Here is a 13,239-nt window from a genome sequence, read left to right as displayed (position 1 = left end):
CTATTTTGTCAGCAAGCGCATCGTCTCTTCGAGTCCCTTGAGGGTGAGTGGGAACATGCGCTGGTTCATCAGCTGCTGGACCACGCTGATGCTCTGGCGGTATTGCCAGACGCCTTGCGGCTCCGGGTTGATCCAGGCAAATTTGGGGAAGGCGCTGGTGAGGCGCTGCAGCCACTCCACGCCGGCCTCTTCGTTGTTGTATTCCACGCTGCCGCCGGGTTGCAAAATCTCATACGGACTCATGGTGGCATCACCGATGAAGATCAGCTTGTAGTCCTTGTTGTACTTGCGGATGATGTCCCAGGTCGGGAACTTTTCGGCAAAGCGGCGGCGGTTGTTCTTCCACATGAAGTCATAAACACAATTGTGGAAATAGTAAAACTCCAGGTGCTTGAACTCCGATTTGGTCGCGCTGAACAGCTCCTCCACCCGCTGGATGTGGTCGTCCATGGTGCCGCCGACGTCCATCAGCAACAGCACTTTGACATTGTTGTGGCGCTCGGGGCGCATCTTGATGTCCAGATAGCCGGCGTTGGCGGCAGTGGAGTAGATGGTGTCGTCCAGGTCCAGCTCTTCTTCATGGCCTTCGCGGGCAAACTTGCGCAGGCGCCGTAGCGCGATTTTGATGTTGCGGGTGCCCAGCTCTTGCGAGTCATCGTAGTCTTTGTAGGCGCGCTGGTCCCACACCTTGACGGCGCTGCGGTTGCGGCTCTTGTCCTGGCCGATGCGAATGCCTTGCGGGTTCTGGCCGTAGGCGCCAAACGGGCTGGTGCCACCGGTGCCGATCCATTTGGAGCCGCCTTCATGGCGTTCCTTCTGCTCTTCAAAACGCTTTTTCAGTGTTTCCATCAACTCATCCCAGCCCATCTTCTCGATCTTGGCGCGCTCCTCGGGGCTGAGTTCCAGTTCCAGGTTCTTGCGCAGCCACTCCAGCGGGATGTCCTTGGTGAAGTCGGCAATCATTTCCACGCCCTTGAAGTAGGCGGCAAAGGCGCGGTCGAACTTGTCAAAGTGCTTCTCGTCCTTCACCAGCGTGGTGCGGCTCAGGTAGTAAAAGTCGTCGATCTTGTAACCGGTCGCCTCCTCGTCACCCTGCGGCTCGGGCGCGTTGGGGCCCACCACGCCGGCTTTCAGGGCTTCGAGCAGGGTCAGAAATTCCTTGACCGATACCGGCAGTTTGGCCGAGCGCAGGCTGTAAAAAAAGTCGATCAGCATGGTGTCCTCAACTGATTAGCGATGCACGCGGTTTGTCCAGCAGGTACAGCAGCTGGGCTTTGGCTTCTGGCCATTCGCCGCTGCGCATGCTGTACATCACGGTGTCGCGAATGGTGCCGTCGCGGCGCAGGGCATGGCCCCGAATGACGCCGTCTTTTTGGGCCCCCAGCCGCTCGATGGCGGCCTGCGAGGCAAAGTTGAAATTGTCGGTGCGCCAGCCCACCACCAAGCAGCCCAGCGTCTCGAACGCATGCGTCAGCAGGAGCAGTTTGGCGGTGGTGTTGACGTGGGTGCGCTGGCAGCGCCGGGCATACCAGGTCCAGCCAATCTCCACGCGCCTGAGCGCAGGCACGATGTCATGAAAACTGGTGGTGCCGAGCACCGTGCCGCTGGCCGCGTCCAGCACGGCAAAGGGAAAGTTGTGGCCGGCTTCGCGCATGGCCAGCGCGTTCTCAATGTAGCTGCGGGTTTGCTCCGGCTCGGGCACGGTGGTGATGCGCAGCTTCCACAGCTCGCCATCGGCCGCTGCCGCGCGCAAGCCGCTTTCGTGGGCGAGCGCCAGCGGCACCAGCTCAACACCCCTGGCGGCCAGAGTGACCGGCTCAACGTAGGCCATGCTTATCTCTCAGTCTTTGCTTTTGGCATTGCTGTTTTTGCGCCAGCGCCGCGCCAGTTGCAGGCCGCCGCCACCGCCCACACCGACCAGCACAATGCCGGCAATGCTGGCGTTGTTGTAGCCCGCGCTAAAGATGTCCAGCCCGACAAGGCGTCCAAGCCAGAAGCCCAGCAAGGCGCCGCCAATAAAGCCGACGGCGTCTGACAGGCCTTCGATCAACAGTGATTTGTCCATGTGTAACGCTCCCGGTTCAGCGGTTATGCCGTTGCATGAACACCAGCTTTTCAAACAGCGTCACATCCTGCTCGTTTTTGAGCAAGGCACCGACCAGCGGCGGCACCGCCACCTTGTCGTCCTGGCTTTGCAGCGCTTCCAGCGGAATGTCTTCGGCCACCAGCAGCTTGAGCCAGTCCAGCAACTCGCTGGTGGAGGGTTTCTTTTTCAGGCCGGGCAGGGTGCGCACGTCATAAAACGTTTTCATGGCGGCGGTCAGCAGTTCTTGCTTCAGGCCGGGAAAGTGCACGTCCACAATGCTCTTCATGGTGTCGGCATCGGGGAACTTGATGTAGTGGAAAAAGCAGCGGCGCAAAAAGGCGTCCGGCAGTTCTTTTTCGTTGTTCGAGGTGATGAACACCAGCGGCCGGTTTTTGGCCTTGATCAGCTGCCGGGTTTCGTAGCAGTAAAACTCCATGCGGTCGATTTCGCGCAGCAAGTCGTTCGGAAACTCGATGTCAGCCTTGTCGATCTCGTCAATCAACAGCGCCACCGGCTGCTCCGCCGTGAAGGCCTGCCACAACACACCCTTGACGATGTAGTTGTTGATGTCTTTGACGCGCTCGCCACCGTCCACGCTGGAGAGTTGCGAATCGCGCAGGCGGCTCACCGCATCGTATTCATACAGACCCTGCTGCGCCTTGGTGGTGGACTTGATGTGCCACTGCAGCAGCGGCATGTCCAGCGCCTGGGCCACTTCTTCGGCCAGCATGGTTTTGCCGGTGCCGGGCTCGCCCTTGACCAGTAGCGGGCGCTTGAGGGTGATGGCCGCATTCACGGACAGCATCAAATCCTGGGTGGCGACGTAGTTTTTGGTTCCTTGGAATTTCATGGTTCTGGCTTTGTCAGGGAAAACAGCAGGTAGCTGAAGGATTGTTGACCGATATAATGAATGTTTGATCTATCTCAAACGTTGGCTGATTGTCCTCTCAAAATGAATAAATTCTTGCTGTCACTGCCTGCTCTGGTTGTCGCTTGTGCGACGGTCTTTTCTGCCCATGCCCAAGAGGTCAAAGGTGATGCCAACGCCGGCGAGAAAAAAATCTCGATGTGTATTGGCTGCCACGGCATCCAGGGTTACCAGGCCAGTTTCCCCGAAATCTACAAGGTTCCGAAGATTGCAGGTCAGGGCGCCAAGTACATTGTGTCAGCACTTAACGCTTACAAAAAGGGCGATCGCAAACACCCCAGTATGCGCGGAATTGTGGACAACCTGAGCGAACAGGATATGGCCGACATCTCCGTGTATTACGAAACCCTTGGCAAGGTTGACGGTGCCCCGGCCCTGGCGAAAGCCGCGGACGGCAATGCCCACGCTGTCGCCCTGGTCACCAAAGGCGCTTGCGTCTCTTGCCATGGCGACAATTTCAGCAAACCGATTGACCCGAGCTACCCCAAGATTGCCGGCCAGCATTCCGACTACCTGTTTGTGGCGCTCAAGTCCTACAAGACCGAAGGCAACGCGACCTGGGGCCGCGCCAACGGCATCATGGGTGGTGTCGCCAAGCAGTTCTCCAATGCGGAACTGAAAGAAATGGCCAGTTACTTGGGTTCACTGCCGGGTGAACTGAAGACGGTGCCGCAGAGCAAATTCCGTTAAATTCATCACCCCGTAAAAAGCCGCTTTTAAGCGGCTTTTTAACGACCCGCTGGGGCTGAGCGTCAGTCGCGTGTGGCGTGCTGCTGCACGCAGCCAATGTAGGCGTCGCCATCGGGTGGCCGACCGGCGCGCTGGCTTTCCCAGATCATCTTGCCCAGGCAATCCATGGCCTCGTGGTGGGCCAGGTGCAGCGAATTGCGGCGGTGCGTCAGCAGCTCCACCGCTTGCCGGATGCCGCGCGGCTGGTCAATGCTGCATTGCTCGCTGATCGACAGGTGCATCGACAGGTGCAGGAACGGATTGCCCTTGCTCTCATCGGCCTGCTGCATGGCGGCCAGCGCGGCATCGACATCGGCCAGTTCGGCGTGGTATTCCGGGTGCTCGTCGATCCACAGGCTTGCTATGGTTTCAATAGCTTCCAGCGGTTGACCCGCCTGGGCTTTGGCATAAATGGAGCAAAAGAAGCGGCGCACATCGGCTTGGGAAGGTGAAAACATAATGAGGCGTATTGTCGCGCCTCAGCCGTCCGATGTCGCCCGCTGCGCGGTGAGCCCTTGGGTTGGCAGGCTCATATCCGCCAGGCCGGCAGCTCCCAATTGCGCCACAGCGACAAGGCGCGCAAGCCGGCGGTGATGCCGACGCAGGAAAGTAGTGCCAGCCAGCCGGGGGCGTCGGCCTGCCACAGGCCGACATAGGTCCAGCCGCCGACGAAAGCCCAGACCGCGTACGGCTGGTGGTCGCGAAAGGCGCTCGGGATTTCGTTGCACAGCACGTCGCGCAGCACGCCGCCAAACACGCCAGTGATCAGGCCCATCAGCACCGCGACCAGCGCCGGCATTTGCAGCGTCAGCGCCTGGTGCACGCCGGTGGCAGTGAACAGCCCCAAGCCCAGCGCGTCCGGCCACTGGATGGCTTTTTCCGTCAAGACAAAATGCCGGTGCCGCAGAAACAGCATGGCCAGCATGCACAACGCCAGCACGCCCCACAGCATTTCCTCATGGCGCACCCAAAAGAAGGGGCGCTGGTCCAGCAGCAAATCGCGCAAGGTGCCGCCGCCAAACGCCGCTACAAAACCCACCACACAGACGCCGACGGCATCGAGTCGTTTGCGGGCGGCTTCCAAAACACCCGACAATGCAAACGCCGCCGTAGCGGCCAGTTCCACCAAAAGTCTCAGGGTTTCACCCCAGGATTGAATATTGTTCATGCCAGGATTTTCGCGCTATGGCTTTGCCGCTCATCACCGACCCCTATTTCTACGCCGTCACCATCCCCGCCGTGCTCTTGCTGGGCGTCAGCAAGAGCGGTTTTGGCGCCGGTTTTGGTTCGCTGGCCGTGCCCATGATGGCGCTGGCGGTCAGTGTGCCGCAGGCGGCGGCCATTCTGATGCCGGTGCTGCTGGTGATGGATATTCTGGGGATGGCCGCCTTTCGCAAAGACTTCGACCTGCAGCTGCTGAAGTTCCTGATTCCGTTTGGACTGGTTGGCATCGTCATTGGTGCGCTGCTGTTCAAAGTGCTGGAGGCGCATACCGTGGCGGGACTGGTCGGTGTCTTCACACTGCTGTTTCTGGCGCAGCGCCTGCTGTTCCCGCCCAAGGTGGACAGCGCGCCGCCGCCCAAATGGCTGGGCGCGATCCTGACCGCCACCTCGGGCTTTACCAGCTTCATTGCCCATGCCGGCGGCCCGCCGGTCAACGCCTACATGATCCCGCTGCGCCTGTCGCCGGTGAAGTTCACCGCCACCATGGCCTTCTTTTTCTTCGTTATCAACCTGTCTAAGTGGATTCCCTACGCCTGGCTGGGCTTGCTGGATGGCCGCAACATGGCCACCTCGCTGGTGTTGCTGCCGATTGCACCGATTGGCGTCTGGGTCGGCGTGAAGCTGGCCCGGCGCATCAGTCAAGTACTGTTTTACCGCCTGGTGTACCTCGGCATGCTGCTGACCGGAGTCAAGCTGGTGTGGGATGCGGTGGTGTAGACGCTATTTAATTAATAGCTTCTTGCGCAATGATTACGGGGGCTAGGGGTTGATTTGATATAAATTATTAATCTTCCTGCCTGACATGATCTTCCCGCCGTGGATACTGCCGCCGCAGCAACCACGTGCCCCAGCCCAGCGCCAGCAGCACCACCAGCGCGCCCAGCTTGTGGGTCAGTCCGCCGATCAGTTGGGACTTCGCTAGCAGCCCCAGGCTGGAGAAGAGATAAATCCAGTCGTGGCCGCCGGCGTCGCCCACCTGGCCGGACAGCAGCATCAGCTGCGGCTGCAGCGCGTCAAACATGTAGGGCGCCACATCCAGCAGCGACACGCCGAAAAACCACAAGCCCACGGCGGCACCAAAGGGATCGCGGTTCTTGAGTAGCAGCGCCCCGGCCAGGATGGCCGGCATCAGCAGCTGGCCCAGCGTGCCGCCCAGCACCATCATCCAGTGTCCCAGCGGTAGGAAGAGGATGTGGCCGGCCTCGTGAAACACCAGAATCGGACGGTGAATGAAGGACTCGCCCATTTCGCCGCTGCGGTAATCCATCCCGATCAGTTGCCAGCTCCAGAGGACCAAGCCCGCCAGGATGGCGACGCGCAGCCAAAAACTCAGGGCGTCGACCCGTGCCGGGATGCGGGTCAGCAGCGCGGTCCAACGCGTGTCATCACGGGGTAAATCTGGGTCAGCGTCTGGCACGGAGGCGGTTCGGCGCACGCCTTGGCCGACCTTGGCCAGGATCACGCCACAGGCCGGGCAGGCGGCCGGCAAGGCTTGCTTAATGGGCAGCGGCTGGTGGCCGCATTTGGGGCAGCGGGTGTAGGGACTGGACATGGTGTGCTTGTTTGGCGCCGCTCGGTACTGGCTCAGGTGTCCCAGCCGGGCGGCCGCTGTTCGGCGCGTTCGGCGCGCTCCTGCGCCATTTGCGCTTCCAGCTGCTGGCGCCCCTGTTTGACCACGGCGATGAACTTGGCGCGGTCCTGATAGTGCGGATGCATTTTTTCAAACAGTTGCAGGTTGTGTTGACGAAAGCGCATGGCGGTCTGGCGCGCCTCAAAGGCGCCGTGCCCGAGCAGCTCCAGCACGCTGCGCGCACTGCGCAGGCTGGACTCGAACAGTTCGCGTTCGACCCGCATCACGCCACGGTCGCGCAGCTTGTTCCAGTGCGTGACATCGCGGGCCCGCGCCACGATCTGCAGCTGGGGAAAATGCGCCTGCACCAGGTCCACAATCGCCAGCGATTGAGCCATGTCGTCCACCGCCACCACCAGAATGCGGGCGTTGGCGGCCCCGGCGGTGCGCAGCAGGTCGAGCCGGGTCGCATCACCATAAAACACGCGGTAACCGAAGCTGCGCACCGCCTCGATCATCTCGGCGTCATGCTCCAGCACGGTACAGGGGATGCCCTGCGCCAGCATCACGCGGGCCACGATTTGCCCATAACGGCCAAAGCCGGCAATCAGCACTGGCGCCTCCTGCGGCTCGGAAATTTCGTCCATCTTGACCTTGCCGCGCTGGGCGTAGCGCGGCAATAAGAGCTTGTCGATGCCCACCAGAATCAGCGGGCTCACCAGCATCGACACCGCCACGGCGCCGATCAGCAGCGAGGCGGTTTGGCTCGGCAGCACATGGCTACCGGCGGCGGCCTGAAACACCACAAAGGCGAACTCACCGCCTTGCGTCAGCAGCAGCGTGAAGGTGGGCCGCTCCTGAAACGGCAGCTTCATGAGCCGCGCCAGCGTGTAAATCACCACGCTCTTGACGGCCAGAAAGCTCAGCACGACCAGCGCCATCAGCCCCGGCGACTGGCGCAGCACGTCAAAGTCAATGCTCATGCCGACGGCGATGAAGAACAGGCCCAGCAGCAGGCCCTTGAACGGTTCAATGTCGGTTTCCAACTCGCGCCGGTACTCGCTTTCGGCCAGCAGCACACCGGCCAGAAAGGCCCCCAAGGCCATGGACAGGCCGACCAGCTGCATCAGGCCGGCAATGCCCACCACCAGCAGCAAGGCGGTGGCGGTAAAAATTTCGGGCGTCCGCGAGCGGGCGATCCAGCCAAACAGCGGGCGCATCAGCAGCCGGCCGCCGAGCACGATGCCGGCGATAACTGCTATTATTTTGAGAGCTTCTTCCGCAATATTGACGGTGGCTAGCGCCTCATTTGATGCTGAAACATGGGCCAACAGCGGCAGCAGCGCCAGGATCGGGATGGCGGCCACGTCCTGGAACAACAGAATCGAAAACGCCGCCTGCCCGCTGCTGGTGGGGCGCAGGTTGCGCTCGCTGATGACCTGCAGCGCAATCGCGGTGCTGGACAAGGCCAGCCCCAGGCCGGCCACCAGCGCCACCCGCCAGCTCACGCCCAACGCGAGGGCGACCCCGGTCAGCAGCAGGGCGCAGCCCAGTACCTGCGCGCTGCCCCAGCCAAAAATCGGACGGCGCAGGCTCCACAGGCGTTTGGGCTCCAGCTCCAGCCCGACCAGAAACAGCATCAGCACGACGCCGAATTCGGCAAAGTGCAGGATGTCTTCCACATTGGTCACCAGTCCCAGGCCCCACGGGCCGATGGCGATGCCTGCCACCAGGTAACCGATGATGGAACCGAGGCCCAGCGCCTGGCTCAAGGGCACGGCGATGACGGCCGCGCTCAGGTAGATGAAGCTGTTGGTCAGCCAGGTCGGGATGTTTTCCATGTCAGTCCCTGGGTCGGTCAGCCAGCGGCACGTCGCAGGCGGGGCAGTTGCCCAGTTCGTCCATCTCGGGCCAGCGCGGGTAGCTTTGCAGGCGCTGCCGGAAGCGCTCGACATGCTGCGTCACTTCCGGCTCGGAGGCGCTGCGGGCGCCGTGCAGCAGCAGCGGTGGCAAAAAACGCATGCCGCACAGGGCCGCCGTTTGCGCGTAGGGCGGCAAAAAGGCATCGAAAAAATAGCGGTTGTAGCCTTGCGGGTGGTAGGAGTCCGACGGGCCGCCAGTGGTAGCCACCAGCCACAGGTCTTTGCCGCGCAGGGCGTCGCCACCCACGCCATAGGCCCAGCCATAAGTCAGAACCTCGTCCAGCCAGAGCTTTTGCAGGGCCGGCATGGAATACCAGTGAATCGGGTGCAGCAACACAATCAGCTGCGCCGCCGCCAAGCGCGCCTGCTCGGCTGCAACGTCAATAAAGTAGTCCGGGTAGCGGGCATACAAGTCGTTGGTGTCGACCCGGGCGACGTTGCGGGCCGCGTCCAACAGGCGCCGGTTAACGCGGGATTCGCGCAAGTTGGGGTGGGCGGCGAGGAGGTAAATGCCCTGACCGGCAACCGGGGGTGCCGGAATAGGTCCGTCTGGGGGTGTGCGCAGGTGTTCGTCCATACCTTGAAGATAGCGCAAGTCTCAGGCAGCCGGTTTGTCGCTCAACGGACAAGCCGCTGGCACGCGCGTCGCTACAGTGGCGTCATGAAAACTTTTCAAACCCTTGCGGAACTGGCCGGCCTGGTCGGCCAGGAAATTGCGCTGAGCGACTGGCTCACCATCACGCAGGCGCAGGTGAACCAGTTTGCCGACGCCACCGGCGACCACCAGTGGATTCATGTCGATGTTGAGAAAGCCAAAGCGGGGCCGTTCGGCGGCACGATCGCGCACGGCTTTTTGACGCTGGCGTTGATTCCGCAGTTTTTGGAGTCGTCCCTGCACATTGTGGAAGCGCGCCTGGGGGTGAATTACGGGCTGAACAAAGTGCGCTTCATGGCGCCGGTGCCGGTCGGCAGCCGGCTGCGCGGCCGCCTGACGCTGCTCGCCAGTGCGCCGATTGACAACGGGGGCGTTCAAATGACGTGGCAAGTAGCGATCGAGCGCGATGGACTGTCGAAGCCCGTGTGCGTGGCCGAGTCACTGGTTCGGCATTACCCCTAGATTGTTCCGGGTGTCGTTGTGGTCGATCCAAACCCGTTTTGGCGCCACGCTTCAAACACCGTGACGGCGACGGCATTGGATAAATTCAGGCTGCGCTGACCTTCAATCATCGGCAGCTTCAGGCCTTGGGTCGGCGCAAACGTTTGCCGCACGGCGTCGGACAAGCCCTTGGTCTCGGAGCCAAACACCAGCCAGTCGCCGGGCTGGAACGCCACCTGATACGGGTTGCGTGTGCCGCGGGTGGTCAGGGCGAACAGGCGCTCCCGTGCCGGCTGTTCGGTGTCCAGAAAAGCCTGCCAGCTGGCATGGCGCTTGAGCTTGGCGTACTCGTGGTAGTCCAGGCCGGCGCGGCGCATGTGCTTGTCGTCCATGGAAAAGCCGAGTGGCTCGATCAGATGCAGGGTGCAGCCGGTGTTGGCCGACAGACGGATGACGTTGCCGGTGTTGGGCGGGATTTCGGGTTCGACAAGGACGATATGAAACATGGCCCGATTGTCGCAGCGTGGGGGCATTACTCGGTGCGCGCGATCACCAGGCCCGTGATGTGCGCCGCGCCCGCCGCCCGCAGCGTTCGCGCGGCCGCAAAGAGCGAGGCGCCGCTGGTCATGACATCGTCCACCAGGACCAGTCGTGCCCCTTTGAGCGAGGCTGACAACAAAGGCTCCACGGCAAATGCATCCTTCACGCTGTCCAGCCGCTCGGCGCGCTTGAGCGAGCTTTGCGCGGGCGTGTCCTTGATGCGCAGCAGCAGGCGGCTGTCGGTTTTGTCCGGTGCGAGCTGCCTGGCCAGTACCAGCGCCTGGTTGAAGCCGCGCGTTTGCAATCGGGCGCTGGACAGCGGCATGGGCACAACGACATCGGCCGCCTCCAGTGCCGGCTCCGCCCACGGCGTGCTGCGCAACAAGACGGCAAAGGCACTGGCCCGCCCCGGATGGTTGTGAAACTTGTAGCCCACGATCAAGTCCGACCACGGAAAAGCATAGGACACGGCCGCCAGGCAGGCGTCCAGTGGCGGCGCCGTTTTGAGGCAGGCGCCGCAGTGCCTGATGCCCGCGGGCACCGTCAGCGCACAGGTCTGGCAGCGACTCTGAGGCTGGGCGAATTGATTCACACACGCCTCGCACACGGACTCGGTCGGCCAGGCATGGCACACCAGGCACTGGCTTGGCAGTGCATCAACCCCCCGTTTGATCAACTTGAGAAACATCGAATCAATATACTCTTGCGACTACTTTACGCCCTACATCATGTCCACTCAGCGCCCCCCCACCATCGACCCCCAAGCCGCCCAGCGCTGGCAAAAAATGCCAGCAGGTCCGTCTCCCTGGCTGCATGAGGAGGTGGCCCGGCGCATGGAGGAGCGGCTTGAGTGGATCAAACTGCAACCCAAGAACTGGGCGCATTGGGAGCCGGTGCGCGGCGGCCTGCAGGCGCATGGGCTGTTGTCCCGCCGTTATCCCGACGCCGGCTGTTTTGTCACGGAAACCCAGGCGGCCCGCGCCGCGTACGCCGCCAAAACGATAACCACATCCTGGTGGAATCCCGCCCGCTGGACGGCTAAGCCGACGCGTTTTGAAACGCCTGCCAATGGCGCCGTTCAAATGCTGTGGGCCAACATGGCCCTGCACATGGCGGCTGATCCCCAAGCCTTGATAGCGCAGTGGCATCGCGCCCTGGCGGTGGATGGTTTTGTCATGTTTTCCTGTCTGGGCCCCGATACCTTGAAAGAGTTGCGCGGGCTGTACCAAGCCTTGGGCTGGCCGGCACCCTCGCATGAGTTCACCGACATGCACGATTGGGGCGACATGTTGGCGGGGGCCGGTTTTGCCGAGCCTGTGATGGACATGGAGCGCATCACCCTGACTTTTGAGACTCCGCAGCGGCTGCTGGAAGAGTTGCGCGGCTTGGGTCGCAATTTGCAGCCGCAACGTTTTGCCGGTCTGCGCGGACGGCAATGGCGCGATCAATTGCATCAGGCGCTGAGCGGCATCCCCCTGCATCTGACTTTCGAAGTTATCTATGGTCACGCCTTCAAGCCGAAGCCTCGCCTCGACATGCGCCCTGAAACGGTGCTTTCACTTGAACAAATGCGTGAAACATTGAGCCAGCGCAAAAGTTAATCCGGAAATCCTTGATAAAAAGGCTTGACAGGCAAATTGGCAGTGAAGAAGCCTGGGCTACAATCTCGAAAATTCGGTTGCCTGGATCACGGGCTCAGTGGGGCTAGTTGTACTTCTCACTGTGAGTTTTGTCTACGAGGGTTAGCACGGGGTGCTGGTTCTGTCGTTTGCTTGGGCTGAATTGCCGGTGCTGGTCGCCGGTGGTTTGTTGGATGGCCCGGATGCGGTGGAGCCTGCGCAAATTTGCCTTTTAGGCGAACAAAAAATGCATCGCGTGCAGGATCAGATTGAGTTAATTTGAGGCAAAGAACAAGTGAACATGATGAAAAGCATTTTCAATAAATTGACTGGCACGCTGCAGGCCGCAAGCGCCTGGGCAGGTACCGCAGCTTTCACCGCAGCGCATGCCGTCAGTGATTTGCCCGGTGGACCGGCGGTTAACCAGCTCAATTTGCACCCGGCGGTGACCAAGGTTGCTGAAGACCAGGCTTGGCTGCACTGGTTCATGCTGATTATTTGTACCGTGGTGTTCATTGCCGTCTTTGCGGTCATGTTTTATTCCATCTGGAAGCACCGCAAGTCGGTGGGGCACAAGCCGGCCAATTTCCATGAGTCGGTGACGGTGGAAATCATCTGGACCATTGTTCCTTTTGTCATTGTGATTTTGATGGCGCTACCTGCCACCAAAGTGGTGGTGGCGATGAAAGACACCACCAGCGCAGACCTCACCATCAAGGCGACCGGCATGCAATGGAAATGGGGTTACGACTATCTCAAGGGCGAAGGCGAGGGCATTGGCTTCATCTCGGCGCTGGACAGCGCGCAGCGCGCCATGTCCGATAACGGTGGCCCCAAGGCGGGCGAGGTGGTGAACGATTACCTGCTGAAGGTGGACCATCCACTGGTGGTGCCGGTCAATAAAAAAATCCGCATCATCACCACGGCCAATGACGTGATTCATGCCTGGATGGTGCCAGCCTTCGGCGTTCAGCAGGCAGCGATTCCGGGCTTTGTGCGCGATACCTGGTTCCGGGCTGAGCAAATTGGCGATTTTTATGGTCAATGCGCCCAGCTCTGCGGCAAAGAGCACTCCTACATGCCGATTCACGTGAAAGTGGTATCTGCCGAGGACTACTCCAAATGGGTGGGAGCCGAGAAGGTCAAGCTGGCTGCTAAATTGGACGATCCGACCAAGGTCTGGACGGCCGAAGAGATCACCCAGCGTGGCGCCAAAGTGTATGCCGCCAACTGTGTGGCCTGCCACCAGGCCAATGGCAAAGGTGCCGGCCCCATCAAGCCGCTGGATGGCTCAGCCGTGGTGCTGGATGCGGACAAGGGTGTGCAGCTGGCGGTGCTGCTGAATGGTCGAGTCAATCTGGGCATGCCGGCCTGGAAGCAACTCAGTGACACGGACATCGCCGCGGTCATGACTTACACCAAAAACAACTGGTCCAACAAGACGGGGCAACTGGTTCAGCCGGCTGACGTCACTGCGGCACGCAAGTAAGCGACCCGTAGCTCGAATACAAGAATAGTTAAGGAA

The 13,239-nt window shown here is 61.1% G+C and carries 16 protein-coding genes; 5 read left to right on the top strand and 11 right to left on the bottom strand.

The features are described from left to right. Genes HHJ17_RS08630 through HHJ17_RS08615 form a run of 4 tightly spaced genes read right to left on the bottom strand, consistent with a single transcriptional unit; the run spans nt 1 to nt 2,936 of the window. The gene (locus tag HHJ17_RS08630; protein WP_296501235.1) at nt 1–1,215 is read right to left on the bottom strand and encodes a VWA domain-containing protein; all 1,215 of its coding nucleotides are present in this window, start codon (nt 1,213–1,215) and stop codon (nt 1–3) included. Nucleotides 1,216–1,222: 7 nt separating this feature from the next. Then, the gene (locus HHJ17_RS08625; RefSeq protein ID WP_296501237.1) at nt 1,223–1,831 is read right to left on the bottom strand and encodes a GNAT family N-acetyltransferase; all 609 of its coding nucleotides are present in this window, start codon (nt 1,829–1,831) and stop codon (nt 1,223–1,225) included. A gap of 9 nt (nt 1,832–1,840) precedes the next feature. Beyond that, nucleotides 1,841–2,065 (bottom strand): hypothetical protein, encoded by a 225-nt coding sequence (locus tag HHJ17_RS08620; protein ID WP_296501239.1) that lies wholly within the window; start codon nt 2,063–2,065, stop codon nt 1,841–1,843. A 16-nt stretch (nt 2,066–2,081) separates the two neighbouring features. Continuing rightward, nucleotides 2,082–2,936 (bottom strand): MoxR family ATPase, encoded by an 855-nt coding sequence (locus HHJ17_RS08615; RefSeq protein ID WP_296501242.1) that lies wholly within the window; start codon nt 2,934–2,936, stop codon nt 2,082–2,084. A 102-nt stretch (nt 2,937–3,038) separates the two neighbouring features. Here HHJ17_RS08615 and HHJ17_RS08610 point away from each other — a divergent pair, with 102 nt between their 5' ends. After that, nucleotides 3,039–3,704 carry a c-type cytochrome gene (locus HHJ17_RS08610; RefSeq protein ID WP_296501244.1) on the top strand — a complete coding sequence of 222 codons (666 nt, stop codon included), beginning with the start codon at nt 3,039–3,041 and terminating at the stop codon, nt 3,702–3,704. 62 nt (nt 3,705–3,766) lie between these two features. Here HHJ17_RS08610 and HHJ17_RS08605 read toward each other — a convergent pair whose 3' ends face one another. Both HHJ17_RS08605 and HHJ17_RS08600 read right to left on the bottom strand, forming a co-directional pair. Beyond that, on the bottom strand, nt 3,767–4,201 hold the full coding sequence (locus HHJ17_RS08605; RefSeq protein ID WP_296501247.1) for a DUF1841 family protein: 435 nt from the start codon (nt 4,199–4,201) through the stop codon (nt 3,767–3,769). Nucleotides 4,202–4,272: 71 nt separating this feature from the next. Then, the gene (locus HHJ17_RS08600) at nt 4,273–4,911 is read right to left on the bottom strand and encodes a trimeric intracellular cation channel family protein (protein ID WP_296501250.1); all 639 of its coding nucleotides are present in this window, start codon (nt 4,909–4,911) and stop codon (nt 4,273–4,275) included. Nucleotides 4,912–4,928: 17 nt separating this feature from the next. On the opposite strand from HHJ17_RS08600, the gene HHJ17_RS08595 reads away from it, so the two are divergent. Then, nucleotides 4,929–5,684, top strand: coding sequence for a sulfite exporter TauE/SafE family protein (locus HHJ17_RS08595; protein ID WP_296501252.1), 756 nt, complete (start codon nt 4,929–4,931; stop codon nt 5,682–5,684). Between the two features lie 67 nt (nt 5,685–5,751). Here HHJ17_RS08595 and HHJ17_RS08590 read toward each other — a convergent pair whose 3' ends face one another. The 3 genes from HHJ17_RS08590 to HHJ17_RS08580 are packed head-to-tail and all read right to left on the bottom strand — an operon-like array spanning nt 5,752 to nt 9,036. Next, entirely contained in the window at nt 5,752–6,519 is a 768-nt protein-coding gene (locus HHJ17_RS08590) for a hypothetical protein (protein WP_296505539.1), read from the bottom strand. A 32-nt stretch (nt 6,520–6,551) separates the two neighbouring features. After that, nucleotides 6,552–8,378, bottom strand: coding sequence for a glutathione-regulated potassium-efflux system protein KefC (gene kefC, locus HHJ17_RS08585; protein ID WP_296505538.1), 1,827 nt, complete (start codon nt 8,376–8,378; stop codon nt 6,552–6,554). 1 nt (nt 8,379) lies between these two features. Further along, nucleotides 8,380–9,036 (bottom strand): NAD(P)H-dependent oxidoreductase, encoded by a 657-nt coding sequence (locus HHJ17_RS08580; protein WP_296505537.1) that lies wholly within the window; start codon nt 9,034–9,036, stop codon nt 8,380–8,382. Nucleotides 9,037–9,120: 84 nt separating this feature from the next. Between HHJ17_RS08580 and HHJ17_RS08575 the strand changes: the two genes are divergently transcribed. Next, entirely contained in the window at nt 9,121–9,576 is a 456-nt protein-coding gene (locus HHJ17_RS08575) for a MaoC family dehydratase (RefSeq protein WP_296505536.1), read from the top strand. On the opposite strand, the gene trmL is transcribed toward HHJ17_RS08575, so the two are convergent. Together trmL and HHJ17_RS08565 are read right to left on the bottom strand one after the other, a co-directional pair. Then, entirely contained in the window at nt 9,573–10,061 is a 489-nt protein-coding gene (trmL, locus tag HHJ17_RS08570) for a tRNA (uridine(34)/cytosine(34)/5-carboxymethylaminomethyluridine(34)-2'-O)-methyltransferase TrmL (RefSeq protein ID WP_296505534.1), read from the bottom strand. The genes HHJ17_RS08575 and trmL overlap by 4 nt on opposite strands. 26 nt (nt 10,062–10,087) lie before the next feature. Next, on the bottom strand, nt 10,088–10,783 hold the full coding sequence (locus HHJ17_RS08565) for a ComF family protein (protein ID WP_296501265.1): 696 nt from the start codon (nt 10,781–10,783) through the stop codon (nt 10,088–10,090). Between the two features lie 40 nt (nt 10,784–10,823). Between HHJ17_RS08565 and HHJ17_RS08560 the strand changes: the two genes are divergently transcribed. Both HHJ17_RS08560 and coxB read left to right on the top strand, forming a co-directional pair. Then, the gene (locus HHJ17_RS08560) at nt 10,824–11,696 is read left to right on the top strand and encodes a biotin synthase (RefSeq protein ID WP_296505532.1); all 873 of its coding nucleotides are present in this window, start codon (nt 10,824–10,826) and stop codon (nt 11,694–11,696) included. A gap of 322 nt (nt 11,697–12,018) precedes the next feature. Beyond that, nucleotides 12,019–13,203, top strand: a complete 1,185-nt coding sequence (coxB, locus tag HHJ17_RS08555; protein WP_296501712.1) for a cytochrome c oxidase subunit II — start codon at nt 12,019–12,021, stop codon at nt 13,201–13,203. The last annotated feature ends 36 nt before the right edge of the window (nt 13,204–13,239 follow it).

Source organism: Rhodoferax sp. (assembly GCF_012927445.1).
In the GTDB taxonomy this organism is placed as follows: domain Bacteria; phylum Pseudomonadota; class Gammaproteobacteria; order Burkholderiales; family Burkholderiaceae_C; genus Rhodoferax.
Note: the sequence above shows the minus strand (reverse complement) of the source record. Positions and strands in the feature narration are given on the sequence as shown.